The sequence below is a fragment of the Stenotrophomonas sp. pho genome (genome assembly GCF_006228405.1).
Classification (GTDB): domain Bacteria; phylum Pseudomonadota; class Gammaproteobacteria; order Xanthomonadales; family Xanthomonadaceae; genus Stenotrophomonas; species Stenotrophomonas sepilia.
The window spans coordinates 3,642,397-3,659,112 of the sequence record NZ_CP029759.1 but is presented as its reverse complement, the minus strand read 5'-3'; the positions used below and the strand labels follow the sequence as shown (position 1 = coordinate 3,659,112).

Below are 16,716 nucleotides of genomic sequence, written 5' to 3'. Positions count from 1 at the left end.
GCCGGCATGCGTCCGGTCCTTCAGGCGCAAAAAACACAGGCTTGGTCCGCGAGGATCAGGCCTGTGTCGTTTGATAGGCGCCAGCGAAGGGCTTGCTCAGGGCCCCGCAGCATGAGCTCCCTTGGGGATGGCCTCTTGGGGAGTAGGACCGGTTCGGGTACTGCGGCTGGCAGTTCGAATTGTGTCCGGGTTCACAGAACATCGCTATCGGGAATTCCCTGACAGCTGATTGGAGTTTTCTCACATCCCGTGTAGGGGTTGTCTTACCCGATAGCGGACATTGGCCCTATACAGCCGTCATCGGTCACAATCCTCGGTCATGAGCAGCGTACATATCCTTGCAATTGCCGGCACCTTCATGGGCGGCGTGGCCGCCCTGGCGCGGGAACTTGGGCATTCCGTCAGCGGCAGCGACCAGGCCATCTACCCGCCGATGTCGACCCAGCTCGAACAGCTGGGCATCACACTGGACCAGGGCTACCGTGCCGACAGCGTGCCGGCCGGTACCGACGAGGTGGTGATCGGCAACGCGCTGTCGCGCGGCAATGCCGCCGTGGAAGCCGTGCTCGATGCCGGCCAGCGCTATATCTCCGGCGCGCAGTGGCTGTCCGAGCAGGTGCTGCCGGGCCGCGACACGCTTGCCGTGGCCGGTACCCACGGCAAGACCACCACCACCACCATCCTCACCTGGCTGCTGGAAAGTGCAGGGCGCTCGCCGGGCTTCCTGATCGGCGGTGTCGCCGAGGATTTCGGTGTCTCCGCCCGCCTGGGCCAGGGGCGCGAGTTCGTGGTCGAAGCCGATGAGTACGACACGGCCTTCTTCGACAAGCGCAGCAAGTTCGTGCACTACCGGCCGCTGGTGGCCATCCTCAACAACCTTGAGTACGACCACGCCGACATCTTCCCGGACGTGGCCGCGATCCAGCGCCAGTTCCACCATCTGGTGCGTACCGTACCCGCACGTGGGCGGCTGATCGTCAACGGCGAGGATCAGTACCTTGCCGAAGTGCTGGCGATGGGCTGCTGGACCCCGGTCGAGCGCTTTGGATTCGATCCGTCGCTGGAATGGCATGCCGAGCTGCTGGCCGCTGATGGCAGCGCCTTCCGCGTGCACCATCGTGGGCAGGCGCTGGGTGATGTGCAGTGGTCGCTGCTGGGCCGCCACAACGTGCTCAATGGATTGGCCGCGCTGGCCGCCGCGCATGCAGTGGGCGTGGCACCTGCCCAGGTTATTCCGGCGCTGGCACGCTTCCGCAGCGTCAAGCGCCGCATGGAAGTGATCGGCAGCCATGACGGCATCACCGTCTACGACGATTTCGCCCACCATCCGACTGCGATCGCCACCACGCTGGAGGGCCTGCGTTCCAAGGTGGGTGATGCGCGCATCGTGGTCGCGATGGAGCCGCGCAGCAACTCGATGCGGCTGGGCGCACATGCGCAGGCGCTGGCTCCCTCGCTGGCGCTGGCCGATGAAGTGGTGTTCCTGCATCGCCCGGAACTGGCCTGGGATGCTGCGGCGGTGATCGCCGCGGTGCGTGGCGAAGCCCACGCGGTGCCCGATACCGACGCATTGCTGGCGCAGCTGCAGGCCAGCGCGCGCAGCGGCGACCACGTGGTATTCATGTCCAACGGTGGCTTCGACGGTGCCCCGCGCCGCTTCCTCGCCGCGCTGCAGGCCCGATGAGCGGCGACGGCTCGCTGCCGCTGTTCCCGCTGCACACCGCGCTGGTACCGGGTGCAGCGGTAGGCCTGCGCGTGTTCGAGCGGCGCTATCTGGACCTGGTCCGCGACAGCGGCCGCAGTGGTGAGGGGTTTGGCGTCTGCCTGATCCTCGAGGGCGAGGAGGTCGGCGCACCGGCGACACCGGCCGCCTTTGGCGTGCAGGTACGCATCGAAGACTTCGATGTCGGCGCCGACGGCGTGCTGCAGCTGCGCCTGCGCGGTACCCGTCGCTTCCATGTCGAGCGCACCCGCGTGCGCGACAACGGCCTGGTGGTGGCTGACGTGCGCTGGTGCGAGGAAGACCCCGATGACGAACTGCGGCCGCAGCATGCACTGCTGGCCACGGTGCTGGGGCACATCATCGAGCAGGCCGGCGAGGCCTATGCGCCGGCCAATCCGGCGCTGCTGGACCAGGCCAGCTGGGTCGGCTGGCGGCTGGCCGAGCTGCTGCCGCTGAGCGAGCAGCAGCGCCTTCAGCTGCTGCAGATGGACGATCCGCACCAGCGGTTGCAGCAGCTGCTGGGCTGGATGCCGTAGAAGCCATCCATGTAGGGCGTGGATCTGCTGTAGAGCCGAGCCCATGCTCGGCTTGATGGATCCCGCGAAGAGCAGCCGAGCATGGGCTCGGCTCTACACTGGGTGATCGCGACCGGTACTGGTCAGGGCGTGGTGGTCTTCAACCGCAGCACCGGCAACCCGGTTTCGCTGTGCACGTCCTCGCGCTGCGGCAGGTCCTGCACGGCGTCCTTTACGGCATTCAATGCCGGGTCGACGCCACGCAGCGGATGCCACATGCCGATCCACTCGAAATGGCGTTCGTAGCGCAGGGTCTGTGCACTGCCCAGCCACAGCGGCGTGTTGCCCGGCTGCAACTGCGCAGGGGCCGGCCACAGGCGCAGTACGTAGCGCTCATCACGGTGTGTACCCGGGCGTACCATCAACAGCGCTTCCACGCGGGTTTCCAGCGTCGCCGGCAGCACCGGCAGTTCATCGGCGCCGGTGTTCTTGTCCAGCATCAGCAGCGCCTGCTGCCAGCCAGCCTGCTCCTGCCGCTTCCAGCCGCGCGCTTCCAGTTGCGCCCGCAGCGGTGCCAGCGGACCGGCCACCTGTACGTCCAGCGGCCAGCGCTGGTCGTCATCGAACTCGTTGCGGCGCGCCGGCAGTGTCGCCCAGTCGTGCTGCCACCAGGCCTGCGTGTCCATTGCCTGCGGGGCCGGCAAGGTCGGCTCGAAGCGTTCCAGCTTCACCGGGATGTTGCGCGGTGCGTACCACATCGCGGCGACGGCGAAGACGCCGTAGAACAGCCATGCCACCGGCTTCACCCAGAACGAGCGGTTGAAGCGGCGGCGGTAGGCGATGCCCAGCACCAGCAGCCAGAAGGTGCCGAACAGCATGCCGCCGATCACATCGCTCAGCCAATGCGCGCCCAGGTACAGGCGCGAGAAACCGATCAGGCTGACCACGATGCCCGACACCAGGTACGGCCAGACGCGGGTACGGCCGGGCATCTCGCGGGCGATCAGCACCGCGAAGAAGCCGAAGGTGATGGTGGCCATCGTCACCGACACCGACGGGAAGCCGAAGCCGCTGCTGGCGTCGACCGGGCGCACAACATCGACGGTAGCGCCGAGCAGCATGGTCAGCGCCAGGCCGAAGGCCAGCGCGGCCAGCCAGTGCGCGGCCGCCATCCAGCGCCGGCGCCAGACCAGGTAGCCCATCGCCGCCGCAGTGGCCGGCAGCAGCACCTGCCAGGCGCCCAGCGACGCCAGCGCGGCCATCGGGTAATCGGCCAGCGGGTTGCGCAGGGCCAGCATTGCCTGGTGTACCAGCAGGTCGATCGCCAGTGGCTCGCCATGCGCGACCACCACGGTCAGCAGCGCGAACCAGCCCCAGCCCAGCACCAGCAGCATCAGCGCCAGCATCGCCAGCGGCACCGACTCGCGCCGCTTCGGATCCAGCACGCCGACGGTGTAGCGGCCCAGCGTCGGATGGCGGTTGGACCAGTCGAGCAGGCGTGCCAGCCAGTTGTCCATGCGCGCGGCCGACCAGCGGTAGCCGTACAGCACGAGGGCCCAGACCAGGCCAAGGATCACCGCCAGCAGGCCGACCACCACCACCAGCCGACCGGCTACTGCGGCCACCGCGTCATAGGCCTCGCCAAGAATCCAGCCGGGGGCCAGGAACAGCACCGCCCATGAAATGCTGGCGATACCACTGGCCTGTACATAGCGGCTGGCTGGCATCTTCATCATGCCCGCGATGGCCGGCACGAACGGCCGGATCGCGCCGACGTAGCGTGCCACCAGAATGCTCTTGAACGCGTTGCGGCGGAACAGGTTTTCGCCGCGGTCGAGCAGCTGCGGGTAACGGCTGAACGGCCACACGCCACGCAGGCGGTCGCCCCAGCGGCGCCCGATCCAGTAACTGATGCCATCGCCGGCGAATGCGCCCAGTGCGGCCGCCGCCACCGCGTAAGGTCCGGAGATCTGGCCCAGGCCGATGAACACGCCCACCGCAAACAGCAGCGGCAGCGCCGGCACGATGGCGCCGAGAATGATCACCGCATCGCAGAAGGCGATGAGGAAGATAACGGCACCCGCCAGCACGGGGTGAGCGGCAATCCACGCAAGCGTGGCGTCGATCCATGAAGAGTCCATTGCCCGATTATAGGGGCGTGAAGGTGACTGGTTCCCAGCCGCTTGGTGACCGTTTGCAACCGGCGCCATCGCCTAGAATGGGCCCATGCCGCATACGCCAGACACGCCACCACATGCTTTGAAGGCCGACAGCTTCGGTCGCATCCTCCGTGTGGAAGGGCCTGCCGGCCCCTTCGTACGCCGTGACCTGGGCGCCACGCCGCTGTGGTTGCGCCTGCCGGCCTGGTGGCTGGCCCGCCGCGAAGCGCGCGCGCTGCGCCATATCCATGGCATGGCCGACGTGCCGCAGCTGCTGGCGTGGAATGGGCATCATCTCGACCGCAGTTTCATGGCCGGCGACGCCATGTACCAGCGCCCACCGCGTGGCGACCTGGCCTGGTTCCGCGCCGCGCGTCGGCTGCTGCAGCAGCTGCATCGGCGCGGCGTGGCCCACAACGACCTGGCCAAGGAAGCCAACTGGCTGGTGACCGAAGACGGCCGCCCGGCATTGATCGACTTCCAGCTGGCAGTGATCGGCAACCCGCGCTCGCGCTGGATGCGCCTGCTGGCCCGCGAGGACCTGCGCCACCTGCTCAAGCACAAGCGCATGTACTGCCGTGGGTCGCTCACCCCAGTGGAAAAGCGCGTGCTCAAGCGCACCTCGTGGGTGCGCGAACTGTGGTTCGCCACGGGCAAGCCGGTCTACCGCTTCGTTACCCGTCGCATCCTGCATTGGGAAGACAACGAGGGGCAGGGGCCCAAGCCGTGAGTCCACTGCAGGTAGTGACCGGCCCACCGAGTGCGGGCAGCGTCCTGCGCCCACAGCTGGCCGGTGCCGACTTCGTGCACGCCTGCCAGGCAACAACCCATCGTGATGGGCGCTCGGCCTTGCAGGCCTATCGCGATATGGCCGCGACCATTCCCGGCTGGTTCGATGGGCTGATGGCGCTGCGCAATCGCGGCATGCGCCTGCTCGGCATGAAGCACCTGGGCTCGTTGCGCGCGGTGCAGGATGTTGCGGATCCTCAACCCGGGCAGCGACTGGGCATCTTCACCCTGCAGTCGCTCAGTGACGATGCCATCGTGCTGGAAGACGACGACCGCCACCTGCGTGTGCAGCTGGCCCTGCAGTGGCAGGGCGACGTACTGGAAGTGGCGACCGTGGTGCATACGCACAACGCGTTCGGGCGCGTATACATGCTGCCGGTTGCGCCGGTGCATCAGCTGATCGTGCCGCATCTGCTGAGGAAGCAGGCGCAGGCGTACCGGTAGATCCACGCGATGCGTGGATGCGCCCGCTGACGGCCTTGATGTAGTGCCGGCGACCTTACGGCGTTGCCGGCACTACCTGCTGGCCGATGAAGTTGCGCTTGGCGTCGAAGTCGTAGGCGATCTGCAGCTGGCCTACATCCGGGCAGGCGTGGCAGTCACGCAGCGGCGTGCGGTACAGCAGGCGGATGCCGCCGTTCTCCAGCGGCGTGGCCCCGCCCGACTGCGCCGGTGCGAACGGCGTGGCCTGCGGGTGGTCCTTCAGCAGGGCCTGCACGGCGGGGTCGGCACGCAGGGTGTCGTCCAGCTGCACGGCATCCACATCGATGCGCTTGCCGGTGGCGTCGACCAGGCGGGTGCCCTCGTTGGTGTTGGCGCGGAACGGATACTCGACCGTGGCAATGCCCAGGCCTTCGTTCTCGTGCCAGGCCGTCACGTAGGCCAGCTCGCCGCCGGTGGACAACTGTTCGGCGGCAGCAATGGCATCGGCGCTTGCGCCACCAGCGCGCATCGCATCGCGCAGGCACTCACGCGTGGCTGAATTCCCGCCCTGGCGGCAGGCGTTGAGGTCGCCATCCCACACCACTGCCTCGCTCCAGCGCAGCTTGCCGTCTGCGGCGGCTTTCTCCGCGCTGGGCGTGTCACCGGCCGACGGTTCCTTGCCGGGTTCCGGCGAACGGCCCTGGCAGGCGGTCAGCAGGGCAAGCCCCAGGGCAGGCAGCAACAGGCGGGAACGGCGCATGGCGTGGACCTCGTGCGTTGACTGGAGGCGCCAGTATCGTCAAGGCCGGGTGAACTCCACGTCGGCGCGGCATACTAGCGGCTCATTGCATACGCTGGAGTGTGGAACGTGGGCAGTCTGCAGGGCAAAACGCTTTTCATCACGGGTGCCTCGCGTGGCATCGGCCTGGCCATCGCACTGCGCGCTGCGCGTGACGGGGCGAACGTGGCCATTGCGGCCAAGTCGGCGGTGCCGAACCCGAAGCTGCCAGGTACCATCCACAGCGCGGCCGAGGCCGTTACCGCCGCCGGTGGCCAAGGGCTGGCGCTGAAGTGCGATATCCGCGAGGAAGAGCAGGTGCAGGCCGCGGTTGCGGCCACGGTCGACACCTTTGGGGGCATCGACATCCTGATCAACAACGCCAGCGCGATCTGGCTGCGTGGCACGCTGGATACGCCGATGAAACGCTTCGACCTGATGCAGCAGGTCAATTCGCGTGGCAGCTTCCTGTGTGCGCAGGCCTGCCTGCCGTACCTGCTGCAGGCGCCGACCCCGCACATCCTGACCCTGGCACCGCCGCCGAGCCTGGAACCGAAGTGGTGGGGCGCGCATACCGGCTACACGCTGGCGAAGATGGGCATGAGCTTCGTCACGCTCGGCCTGGCCGCGGAATTCGGCCCGCAGGGTGTGGCGGTGAACGCGCTGTGGCCGCGCACGGTGATCGCCACCGATGCGATCAACATGATCCCTGGCGTGGATGCGGCCGGCTGCCGCACGCCGCAGATCATGGCTGATGCCGCGCATGCGGTGCTGGTGCGCGAAGCGGCGGGCTTCCATGGCCAGTTCCTGATCGACGATGACGTGCTGGCGCAGGCGGGTATCACCGATCTTTCGGGCTACGCAGTGGATCCATCGCGTCCGTTGCTGCCGGATCTGTTCCTGGATTGATCGCGCGTCGCCGGAAGAGGCCGAGGGCTGCGACCTTCGGCCTGCTGCGCTAGAATGCGCGGCTGTAATCGTTTTCAACAGGGATGTGAGCACATGTCACGCACTCTTTCGGTCGCGGCGCTGGTCGCTTCGCTGTCGTTGATCCTCGTCGCCTGCGGTGGCAAGGCACCCGCCGCTGCGGGCGGCGCCGCTGCCTCCGGCACGCCGGACGCCAGCGCGGCGCCGTCCGACCCGCAGCAGCAGTTGACCGCCAAGCTCAACGCCTACATCGGCTGCTTCAACGCGCTTGATTCGAAGACCCACGGCAGCATCGAGTCCTATACGCGCTGGATCAAGGATGTCGCCGCCGGCCCGACCGGTCGCGAGACACAGGTGTACGGTCCGTTCGAGATCAGCGATTACGACATGAGGCAGTGCGATGCCCCCGTGACCGAGGCGATGGCTGCCAAGCCAGTGCTGGCCGAACTCGATGCTGCTGCTGGCCACTACCAGCAGGCGCTGAAGGCACTGGTGCCGATCAGCAAGGACGCGCACGACTACTACGATCGCCAGGACTACGAAGACGACCAGTTCGCCAAGGGCAAGCAGCTGCACGCGCCCCTGATGGTCGCCTTCAAGGATTTCGTGGCTGCCAGCGAAACGTTCAATGCCGAGCTGGAGCGCCAGAACGACGCCGCCCAGCGCGAGCAGCTCAAGGCACTGGAGCAGGCCGAGGGTCGCACGCGCGAGTACTACCGCCTGGCGATGATGCTGGAAGCCAAGGCCATCATGGATCTGATGAGCGAGGATGATTTCGATCAGGCCAAGGCCAGCGAGCGTCTGGATGCGTTCAACCGCATTTCCGACGAAGCGCATGCGAAGGTGGCTGACCAGGAGCCGGGCAAGCTGGACTGGAACAGCTTCGAGCGCGAAGCCGAGAACTTCCGTCGGGAAGGCAAGGAGCGGCTGCACCGGGTCAGCAGCAAGACGCCCTACAGCGATTTCGAACGGCGTATGCTGGATTCGCCCTCGATGGCGCCGCGCGGCTCTGCCAGCAAGCTGATGCAGGAATACAACTCGCTGGTTTTCCAGAGCAACCGCCAGTAATCGCAGCGTCCATCGTGTCATTTGTGTCGCAATCGAACAGGTCGATTGCGACGCATCGCATCGCACACTTCCGAACGGCAGGGCCTTTGCGAGGCCGCCGATGCGGGTGCTTGCGTCATGCGCGAGGATATCTACCGCCTCTTTCTGCAAGGAATCGATTTGAACGCTTCTGTACGCCTGCTTCCCCTTCTTCTGCTCGGCACGCTGGTCGGTACGGCCGGTTGCGACAAAGTGCCGGGGCCGGCGGCGGCCGATCCCGGCCTGGAGAAGGTCAACGCCTACATCGAGTGCTACAACGGCGTTGAACAACCCATCCACGAAGGCTTCCAGACCTACACCGGCTGGATGAAGGATCCCGAAGCCGGTCCGACCGGCAAGGAAACGCAGCCGCGCTCACCGGGCAAGGTGCTGTCGCACCGCGTGGAGTACTGCGGCCAGGCGCTGACCGATGCGCTGGCAAAGAACCCGTCTACCGCGCTGGATGCACCGGCGCGTGACTACCAGCAGGCCTTCCAGTCGCTGTACGCGCTGATCGAACGCGCCGACGGCTACTTCACCCGTGAGGACTATCGCCGCGATGGTGGTGAAGGCCTGCGCAGCCAGCACGCGCCGTTGATGCAGGCCTATGCCGGGTTCTTCAAGGCCAGCGAGGCACTGGATGCGGCACTGGAGAAGAACGAGAACGATCGTCGCGCGGCACAGCTGAAGCAGATCGAGGAGAGCGAAGGCCGTTCGCTGGCCTACTACCATCTGCGCCTGCTGGGCGATGGCAAGCAGCTGGCCATGGCCTTCCAGGGCGACGCACCGGATCTGGCGGCGTTGCGCGTACAGCTGGCCGATTACCAGGCGCTGGTGACGGAAATCCAGAACTCCGGGGTGGGCAAGGACGACCCGATGTGGGGCCACGTGCAGCGTTCAGCGGACAAGCTGGTACGCACCGCCGGGCGCGGCGTGGAGCGTCTGCAGCAGGGCAAGCCGATCACCGCCGAAGGGCTGGCTGCCGAGCGCAAGGCCTCCGGCAGCTGGGACACCTCGGCGCCGGAAGGTGCGCAATCCACTCTGCTGGACGCCTACAACGATCTGGTCTCCACCAGCAACCGCCTGCGATGAGCAGCGCGCGCATCCATGCATAAGCGCCAAGGGTAGTGCCGGCCGCTGGCCGGCATGCGCCTCAATGGTTGAACGGATCCGGTAGCTGACCGCCGCACTTGCGGCAATACCGTGCATCCGGCTCGTGGCCTTCCAGCCCACACTCCGGGCAGCCACGCGCATCGCGGCGCGCGGCCTGCTCGGCTTCACGCATGGTGCTGGCCAGTTCGGCGGTGTAGATGCCGGTGGGCACGGCGATGATGCTGTAGCCGATCAGGATCAGCACCGAGGTGACGAAGCGGCCGAGCACGGTCTGCGGCACGATATCGCCGAAGCCGACCGTGGCCATGGTCACCACCGCCCAGTACATGCTGGCCGGGATGTTGGTGAAACCGTGGTCGGGGCCCTCGATCACGTACATCAGCGCACCGGCGATGATGGTGATGGTGATCACCGTGAACAGGAACACCAGCACCTTGCGCCGGCTGCGCCACAGCGACGTCATCAGGACGCCGCTTTCCTCGATGTAGCGGGTCAGCTTCAGGATGCGGAACACCCGCAGGATGCGCAGCGCGCGCACCACCAGCAGGCTCTGCGCGCCGGGGATGAACATCGACAGGTAGGCGGGCAGGATCGACAGCAGGTCGATGATGCCCCAGATGCTCACTGCATACCGCAGCGGGCGCTTGACCACCGCCAGCCGCAGCAGGTACTCGGCGGTGAAGATGATCGTGAATCCCCATTCCAGGATGTACAGGCCGGTGGACCATTCGGCATGCAGGTGCTGCACGCTGTCGATCATCACCACCAGGATGCTGGCGACGATCGCCACCACCAGGATCAGGTCGAAATTGCGCGAAGGGCGGGTGTCATGGCGGTAGATGATGTCGAACCACCGACGGCGCCAGCCGGTCTCGGTGGCGGGGTTGAGCTGGGGGGCGGAAAACGGTCGCATGGGCGCATTGTGCCGCAGGGGTTCCGGCGCGAGAATGGGCGTTCCTGAACCCCGCCGACTGCCATGACCGCCGCGACCGATCCGCTGATCTCCCTTTCGCACTATTACCTGCCGGTCTACAAGCCCCGCCAGGTGGTACTGGAGCGAGGCCAGGGCGCCCGCGTATGGGACAGCCAGGGCCGTGAGTTCATCGACCTGGCTGCCGGCATCGCCGTGTGCGGCCTGGGCCACAACGATCCGGACCTGGTGGCCGCGCTGGTCGAGCAGGCCGGCAAGCTCTGGCACACCAGCAACGTGTTCTACAGCGCACCGCCGCTGCACCTGGCCGAGGAACTGGTGAAGGCCAGTCGCTTCGCCGAGCGGGTGTTCCTGTGCAACTCCGGCGCCGAAGCCAACGAAGTGGCGATCAAGATGGTCCGCAAGTGGGCCTCCAGCCAGGGCCGCCCGGCCGACAAGCGCGTCATCATCACCTTCCGTGGCAGCTTCCACGGCCGCACGATGGGCGCGGTGACCGCTACCGCCCAGCCGAAGTACCAGGAAGGCTACGAGCCGCTGCCTGGCGGCTTCCGCTACATCGATTTCAACGATGAGGTGCAGCTGGAAACCGCGATGGCCGCCGGCGACGTGGCGGCGGTGATGCTGGAGCCGATCCAGGGCGAGGGCGGCGTGATGCCGGCCAAGTCCGGTTTCCTCAAGCGCGTGCGTGAACTGTGCGACCAGCACAACGCACTGCTGGTGCTGGACGAGATCCAGGCCGGCATGGGCCGTACCGGCACGCTGTTCGCGCACTGGCAGGATGATGTGGTGCCGGACATGGTCACCCTGGCCAAGGCACTCGGTGGCGGCTTCCCGATCGGCGCGATGCTGGCCGGCCCGAAGGTGGCCGAGACCATGCAGTTCGGCGCGCACGGCACCACCTTCGGCGGCAACCCGCTGGCCGCTGCGGTGGCCCGCGTGGCACTGCGCAAGCTGGCCTCGGCGGAGATCGCCGCCAATGTCAGCCGCCAGTCGAAGGCGCTGCGCGATGGCTTTGCCCGCATCAACGACGAGTTCGGTGTGTTCAGCGACGTGCGTGGCCGCGGCCTGATGCTGGGCGCGGTGCTGGGCAAGGACTTTGCCGGCCAGGCCGGGGCGATCCTCGACCATGCCGCCGAGCACGGCCTGCTGACCCTGCAGGCCGGCCCGGACGTGTTGCGCTTCGTGCCGTCGCTGAACATCACCGACGAAGAAGTGGCCGAAGGCCTCAAGCGCCTGCGCGCAGCGATTGCTGCGTTCATCGCCGCGCGCTGAGGCCCCGGCGCTGGGGTCGGATCCCTCTCCTGCGGAGAGGGCTCTGACCCCGATCAGCCCACCGCGTAACGCTTCAACACCTTGCCCAATCCACGGCCATCGCGCACGGTTTCCGCGTGCAGGCCGGCGGCGCGTGCGCCGCGCACATTGGCGAACAGGTCATCGACGAACAGCGTGCGCGAAGGCGCCACGCCGAGGGCCTCAAGCGTGCGCAGGAAGACCTCCGGTGCGGGTTTGCGCAGGCCGAAATCGGCGCTGCAGAACACGCGTCCCTGCAGCGCAGGGAACAGTTCCGGCAGCAGGATGGGCAGCGCCTGCACCATCAGCGCGCCATTGTTGGTCAGTACCGCCAGTGGCAGCTGCAGGACCTGCAGCCGCTGCAGCACCGCGTGCTGCGGATGGCTGGCCGCCTGGCGTGCGGCGATCCAGCTGGGTACATCGACGGTCCTGCCCAGGCACTCCCCAGCCGCGCCAGATAGGCCGGACCCTGCAGCGTGCCGTTGTCATGCGCCGCTTCCAGTCCGCTGTCGAACAGCGCCGCCTGCACTGCGGCAGGGGTAACATCCAGTACCTGCGCCAGGTGCAGCACGCGCTGCGCGCGCTGGTACTGCACCAGCACGCCATCCACATCCAGCAGCAACAGGTCGATCCGCATCGGTCGAGCATGCCATTGCAGTGAGTGCGCGGGAAACCCTGGAGTGGGCATGCGACAGACGGTCGCAGACGCGGCCGCAGGGGCCTGCCTAGAATGGCGCTTGAATCCGCAGGAGAGGCAACGATGAAGGCTTGGTGGGTGGCAGTGGGACTGGGCGCGCTGATGCTGGCGCCGTCGGCGATGGCGCGGGTGTGTGCAGTGAACATCGACAGCACCGACCAGATGAGCTTCAGCACTCGCGAGATCAAGCTTGCCGCCGACTGCACTGCCGTGGACCTGACCCTGCGCCACACCGGCAAGCTGGCCGCTACCGCGATGGGCCATAACTGGGTGCTGACCCGCACTGCCGATTACCAGCCGGTGGCACTGGCAGGCATGCGCATGACACTGGCCGACAGCTACCTGCCGAAGGCTGACAAGCGCGTGCTGGCGCACACCAAAGTAATTGGTGGTGGCGAGATCACGCGCGTGCGCTTTTCCACCCAAGGCCTGCAGAAGGGCGGCGACTACACCTTCTTCTGCTCGTTCCCCGGCCACTTCGCGATGATGAAGGGCAAGTTCGTCTTCGGTTGAAAAAAGGGGACGGAGGGGATTGAGTCGTTTGTGCATAAACGACTCAATCCCCTCCGTCCCCTTTTTGTGCCAACCAAGGTTGGCACCTACCAGAGGGTGTCTCAGCCCTTGGCGGCCTTGAATGCTACGCGTGCGGCGGCGAGGGTGGCCTCGATCACGGCATCGTCGTGCGCGCTGGACAGGAAACCGGCCTCGTACGCCGACGGCGCCAGGAACACGCCCTGCTCCAGCATCGCGTGGAAGAAGCGGTTGAACGCTGGGATGTCACAGGCGGTGGCCTGCGCATAGGTCTCCACCTTCTCATCGGTGAAGAACAGCCCGAACATCGCGCCCACGCGGGTGGTGGTCACCGCCACGCCGGCTTCGGCGGCGGCCGCTTCCAGGCCGGCGCACAGGCGTGCGGTGCGCTCGGCCAGGTCGGCGTGGAAGCCCGGCTGCTGGATCAGCTCCAGCATCGCCAGGCCAGCGGCCATCGCCACCGGGTTGCCGCTCAGCGTGCCGGCCTGGTAGATCGGGCCGGCCGGGGCGATCTGCTGCATGAGCTCGCGGCGACCGCCGTAGGCGCCCACCGGCATGCCGCCGCCGATGATCTTGCCGAAGGTGGTCAGGTCCGGGGTGATGCCGTAGTGCCCCTGCGCACCGCCGAGGGCAACGCGGAAGCCGGTCATCACTTCGTCGAAGATCAGCAGCGCGCCGTGTTTCGTGCACAGTTCGCGCAGGTGCTGCAGGTAGCCCTCGCGCGGCGGGATGCAGTTGGCGTTGCCGACCACCGGTTCGATGATCAGGCCGGCGATGTCATCGCCCTGCTGCTCGAACAGCGCAGTGGCCGCTTCGAAGTCGTTGTAGGGCAGGGTCAGGGTCAGTTCGCTCAGCCCGGCCGGGACGCCCGGCGAGGTCGGCACGCCCAGGGTCAACATGCCGCTGCCGGCCTTGACCAGGAACGAGTCGCCGTGGCCGTGGTAGCAGCCTTCGAACTTGACGATGCGGTTGCGGCCGGTGGCGCCACGCGCCAGCCGGATCGCCGACAGGGTGGCCTCGGTGCCGGAGTTGACCATGCGCACCATCTCGCACGACGGCACCAGGCGGGTGATGGTCTCGGCCATGGTGACTTCGGCCGCGCATGGCGCGCCGAACGACAGGCCGTTGTCGATCGCCTTCTTCACCGCCTGGCGTACCGCCGGATGGTTGTGGCCGACGATCATCGGGCCCCAGGAGCCGACGTAGTCGATGTAGCGGTTGCCATCGACGTCGTACAGGTAGGCACCGTCGGCGCGTTCAACGAAGAACGGCTCGCCGCCGACCGACTTGAACGCGCGCACCGGCGAATTGACGCCGCCCGGCAACAGCTGCTGGGCGCGGGAGAACAGGGCGTGGGACTGGTCGTGGTTCATGGGGCTTTCCTGGGCATTACGCGAACTGGGCGAGGTAGGCGCGCTGGGTCGCGACCGGGTCTTCGGCGGCGAACACGCTGCTGACCACGGCGACCAGATCGGCGCCGGCGTCGATGATGGGACCGACATTGTCCGGCGTCAGGCCACCGATCGCCACCCGCGGCACGCCCAGTGCGGCGCTTTGCCGCAGCAGGTCGGTATGGGCGCGGCTGGTGGTGATCTTGGTGGTGGTCGGGAAGAACGCGCCGAAGGCCACGTAGCTGGCGCCGGCGGCCACGGCCCTCTCGGCATTGGCCAGCTGGTCATAGCAGGAGGCGCCGATGATGGCCTCGGGGCCGAGCAGGGCGCGCGCGCTGGGGATGTCGCCGTCGGTGCCGCCCAGGTGCACGCCCGCCGCGCCCACGGCCTTGGCCAGCGCCGGGTCGTCGTTGACGATCAGCGGTACGCCGTGGTCTGCGCACAGTGCCTGCAGCGCGGTGGCCTGCTCCCGCCGCAGCGCGTCGCTTGCGGTCTTGTTGCGGTACTGCAGCCAGGTGGCGCCCGCGGCCAGCAGCGGCGCGGTACGGGCCAGCAGGCGTGCGGTATCGGGCTCGTCCGGGTGATCAGGTAGACGCCGCGGGGCGCCGGGGAAGCAGAAGTCATCGATGGCTACCGGTGAGTGGACCGCGATGGGACAATGGCGGCCCGTGAATCCAGTCCTGATTATCCGATGAGCGATGCCACCCCCACCACCTTGCGCACCTGGATGTGCGTGGTCTGCGGCTTCCTGTACAGCGAAGCAGAAGGCTTGCCGGAGGAAGGCATCGCGCCAGGGACGCGCTGGGAGGACATTCCCGAGACCTGGACCTGCCCGGATTGCGGGGTGACCAAGGCCGATTTCGAGATGGTCGAGGTCGATGGATGAAGGCAGGCGTGGACTGTCGGTCCACACACCGACTCCCTCAATGCAGCCGCGGCATCGGCCCGCCGAGGTCGATCAGCTTCTCGCGCAGCCACTGCGCGTCGCTGGCTTCCGGGTTGCGCTTCAGGTACTGGCCCAGATCGTGGCGGGCACCGGCCAGGTACTCCAGCTGCAGGTAGGCCAGGCCGCGGTCGCGCAGCGCATCGTCCTGCTCCGGGGCCAGCTTCAGCAGGCGGTCGGCACTGCGCGCGGCGCGGTCCCACTCGCCGGCTTCGGCATACACGCCGTGCAGGTTGCGCAGCATGCGCATCAGGATCGCGCGCGCGGGTGCCGGGTCGAGGATCTGCGCCAGCACCTGGTCGTCGGGCATCTGCCCGCCCAGGTGTGACTTGGCCCGCTCGCGCAGTTCGTCCACGTCCAGCGGCCGGCCGCCGTTGAACGGGTCCATCACCAGCACGCCGTCGTCCACCGGCAGGCGCACCAGGAAGTGGCCGGGGAAGGACACGCCATCGAGCGGAATACCCAGCCGGCGCGCGACTTCCATCTGCACCAGCGCCAGCGAGATCGGGTTGCCCAGGCGGCGCTCGAATACCTGGTTGAGGTAGCTGTTGCGCGGGTCGTAGTACTCGTCGTGGTCGCCGCTGTAGCCCAGCTCGTCGAACAGGTGGCGGTTGATCGCCGCCATCTTCAGCGGGCTGTTGTCGATGCTCTCCACTTCCGAGCGGAGGTGCTCGACATGGCTCTGGATCAGCGCGTCGTAGGTGGACGGCTGCAGATCGGGGTATTCATCGCGCGCGATCAGCAGCGCGGTCGGCAACAGTGGCAGCGCCTCGTCTTCGAGGTCGGCCAAGGCATCCCAGTCGGGGAGTGTGATCCGGTCCTGCATGGCCACAGACTGGCGTCATTCGCAGGCGGTTTCAAGCGGTGTCGCGTGAAAAATTCAGGGGTCAGATCCCTTTCGCTTGCGAAAGGGATCTGACCCCGGTCGGGTTGGATTGCCGGCCAGCGGCCGGCACTACCGTTATTTTTCGATGCCCGGACCGAATTTCAGCTCCGTGCCGTCCTTGAGCTGCAGCTTCTCGGCCTGGCCGGCGTTGAGTTCCAGCACATAACGCGCCGGGCCGCCGCTGGGATAGGGCGGGCACATGTCGCCGGCCGAGCACGGCGGTACGTCGCGCTGCTGGCTGACCAGCTTGCGCTGGCTGTCGAAGTAAAGGATGTCCAGCGCGATCTTGGTGTTCTTCATCCAGTACGCCTGCATTTCCTCGCGGTCGTGGATGAACAGCATGCCGTGGTCGGCCGCCATCTGGTCGCGGAACATCAGCCCGCGCGCGCGGGTTTCATCGTTGGTGGCCAGCTCGACCTGGTAGCGGGCGCCGTCCAGCTCGACCCAATGGCGGGCCGCGTCGGTGGCGCAGCCGGCCAGGGCCAGCAGCGGAAGCATCAGCAGCGAACGCAACAGCGACATTGTCAGGATCCT

Annotated in this window: 16 protein-coding genes and 2 pseudogenes; 10 read left to right on the top strand and 8 right to left on the bottom strand. The window is 67.1% G+C overall.

Translation table 11 applies throughout. From position 1 onward, the window contains the following. Positions 1 to 319: 319 nt before the first annotated feature. Both mpl and DL544_RS17085 read left to right on the top strand, forming a co-directional pair. Positions 320 to 1,684 carry a UDP-N-acetylmuramate:L-alanyl-gamma-D-glutamyl-meso-diaminopimelate ligase gene (mpl, locus tag DL544_RS17090; protein ID WP_005419043.1) on the top strand — a complete coding sequence of 455 codons (1,365 nt, stop codon included), beginning with the start codon at positions 320 to 322 and terminating at the stop codon, positions 1,682 to 1,684. Then, entirely contained in the window at positions 1,681 to 2,259 is a 579-nt protein-coding gene (locus DL544_RS17085) for an LON peptidase substrate-binding domain-containing protein (protein ID WP_005419042.1), read from the top strand. The genes mpl and DL544_RS17085 overlap by 4 nt, the downstream gene beginning before the upstream one ends. Before the next feature lie 122 nt (positions 2,260 to 2,381). Here DL544_RS17085 and DL544_RS17080 read toward each other — a convergent pair whose 3' ends face one another. Continuing rightward, positions 2,382 to 4,379 (bottom strand): bifunctional DedA family/phosphatase PAP2 family protein, encoded by a 1,998-nt coding sequence (locus DL544_RS17080; RefSeq protein ID WP_139727617.1) that lies wholly within the window; start codon positions 4,377 to 4,379, stop codon positions 2,382 to 2,384. An 85-nt stretch (positions 4,380 to 4,464) separates the two neighbouring features. On the opposite strand from DL544_RS17080, the gene DL544_RS17075 reads away from it, so the two are divergent. Beyond that, complete coding sequence (locus tag DL544_RS17075; RefSeq protein WP_065178361.1) at positions 4,465 to 5,127, top strand: serine/threonine-protein kinase; 663 nt, start codon at positions 4,465 to 4,467, stop codon at positions 5,125 to 5,127. Continuing rightward, complete coding sequence (locus DL544_RS17070) at positions 5,124 to 5,630, top strand: DUF2867 domain-containing protein (RefSeq protein ID WP_065178362.1); 507 nt, start codon at positions 5,124 to 5,126, stop codon at positions 5,628 to 5,630. The genes DL544_RS17075 and DL544_RS17070 overlap by 4 nt, the downstream gene beginning before the upstream one ends. Before the next feature lie 55 nt (positions 5,631 to 5,685). Here the strand turns inward: DL544_RS17070 and DL544_RS17065 are convergent, their stop codons facing one another. Further along, on the bottom strand, positions 5,686 to 6,369 hold the full coding sequence (locus tag DL544_RS17065; protein WP_065185339.1) for a hypothetical protein: 684 nt from the start codon (positions 6,367 to 6,369) through the stop codon (positions 5,686 to 5,688). A 108-nt stretch (positions 6,370 to 6,477) separates the two neighbouring features. Between DL544_RS17065 and DL544_RS17060 the strand changes: the two genes are divergently transcribed. The 3 genes from DL544_RS17060 (at position 6,478) to DL544_RS17050 (ending at position 9,492) form a co-directional block, all read left to right on the top strand. Then, positions 6,478 to 7,296 (top strand): SDR family oxidoreductase, encoded by an 819-nt coding sequence (locus DL544_RS17060; protein WP_139727615.1) that lies wholly within the window; start codon positions 6,478 to 6,480, stop codon positions 7,294 to 7,296. Positions 7,297 to 7,389: 93 nt separating this feature from the next. Next, complete coding sequence (locus DL544_RS17055; RefSeq protein WP_139727613.1) at positions 7,390 to 8,382, top strand: YiiG family protein; 993 nt, start codon at positions 7,390 to 7,392, stop codon at positions 8,380 to 8,382. Positions 8,383 to 8,541: 159 nt separating this feature from the next. Further along, positions 8,542 to 9,492, top strand: a complete 951-nt coding sequence (locus DL544_RS17050; protein ID WP_065185337.1) for a YiiG family protein — start codon at positions 8,542 to 8,544, stop codon at positions 9,490 to 9,492. A 61-nt stretch (positions 9,493 to 9,553) separates the two neighbouring features. Here DL544_RS17050 and DL544_RS17045 read toward each other — a convergent pair whose 3' ends face one another. Continuing rightward, the gene (locus DL544_RS17045) at positions 9,554 to 10,426 is read right to left on the bottom strand and encodes an ion transporter (protein ID WP_065185336.1); all 873 of its coding nucleotides are present in this window, start codon (positions 10,424 to 10,426) and stop codon (positions 9,554 to 9,556) included. Between the two features lie 63 nt (positions 10,427 to 10,489). Between DL544_RS17045 and DL544_RS17040 the strand changes: the two genes are divergently transcribed. Beyond that, complete coding sequence (locus DL544_RS17040) at positions 10,490 to 11,716, top strand: acetylornithine transaminase (protein WP_053497478.1); 1,227 nt, start codon at positions 10,490 to 10,492, stop codon at positions 11,714 to 11,716. A 53-nt stretch (positions 11,717 to 11,769) separates the two neighbouring features. Here DL544_RS17040 and DL544_RS17035 read toward each other — a convergent pair. Next, positions 11,770 to 12,371, bottom strand: a pseudogene (locus DL544_RS17035) (HAD-IA family hydrolase). Positions 12,372 to 12,494: 123 nt separating this feature from the next. Between DL544_RS17035 and azu the strand changes: the two are divergent. Further along, positions 12,495 to 12,944 (top strand): azurin, encoded by a 450-nt coding sequence (azu, locus tag DL544_RS17030; RefSeq protein WP_139727611.1) that lies wholly within the window; start codon positions 12,495 to 12,497, stop codon positions 12,942 to 12,944. A gap of 101 nt (positions 12,945 to 13,045) precedes the next feature. Here the strand turns inward: azu and hemL are convergent, their stop codons facing one another. Continuing rightward, a complete protein-coding gene (gene hemL, locus DL544_RS17025) occupies positions 13,046 to 14,335 on the bottom strand; it encodes a glutamate-1-semialdehyde 2,1-aminomutase (protein ID WP_065178366.1) in 1,290 nt (429 codons plus the stop codon). Between the two features lie 16 nt (positions 14,336 to 14,351). Continuing rightward, positions 14,352 to 14,977, bottom strand: a pseudogene (thiE, locus tag DL544_RS17020) (thiamine phosphate synthase). A gap of 34 nt (positions 14,978 to 15,011) precedes the next feature. Here thiE and DL544_RS17015 point away from each other — a divergent pair. Beyond that, on the top strand, positions 15,012 to 15,239 hold the full coding sequence (locus DL544_RS17015) for a rubredoxin (protein ID WP_080375060.1): 228 nt from the start codon (positions 15,012 to 15,014) through the stop codon (positions 15,237 to 15,239). Between the two features lie 37 nt (positions 15,240 to 15,276). On the opposite strand, the gene DL544_RS17010 is transcribed toward DL544_RS17015, so the two are convergent. Both DL544_RS17010 and DL544_RS17005 read right to left on the bottom strand, forming a co-directional pair. Further along, positions 15,277 to 16,122: a SirB1 family protein gene (locus DL544_RS17010; RefSeq protein ID WP_005419007.1), complete on the bottom strand. Its 846-nt coding sequence runs from the start codon at positions 16,120 to 16,122 to the stop codon at positions 15,277 to 15,279. Between the two features lie 135 nt (positions 16,123 to 16,257). Then, the gene (locus tag DL544_RS17005; protein ID WP_005419005.1) at positions 16,258 to 16,704 is read right to left on the bottom strand and encodes a DUF192 domain-containing protein; all 447 of its coding nucleotides are present in this window, start codon (positions 16,702 to 16,704) and stop codon (positions 16,258 to 16,260) included. Positions 16,705 to 16,716: the final 12 nt, after the last annotated feature.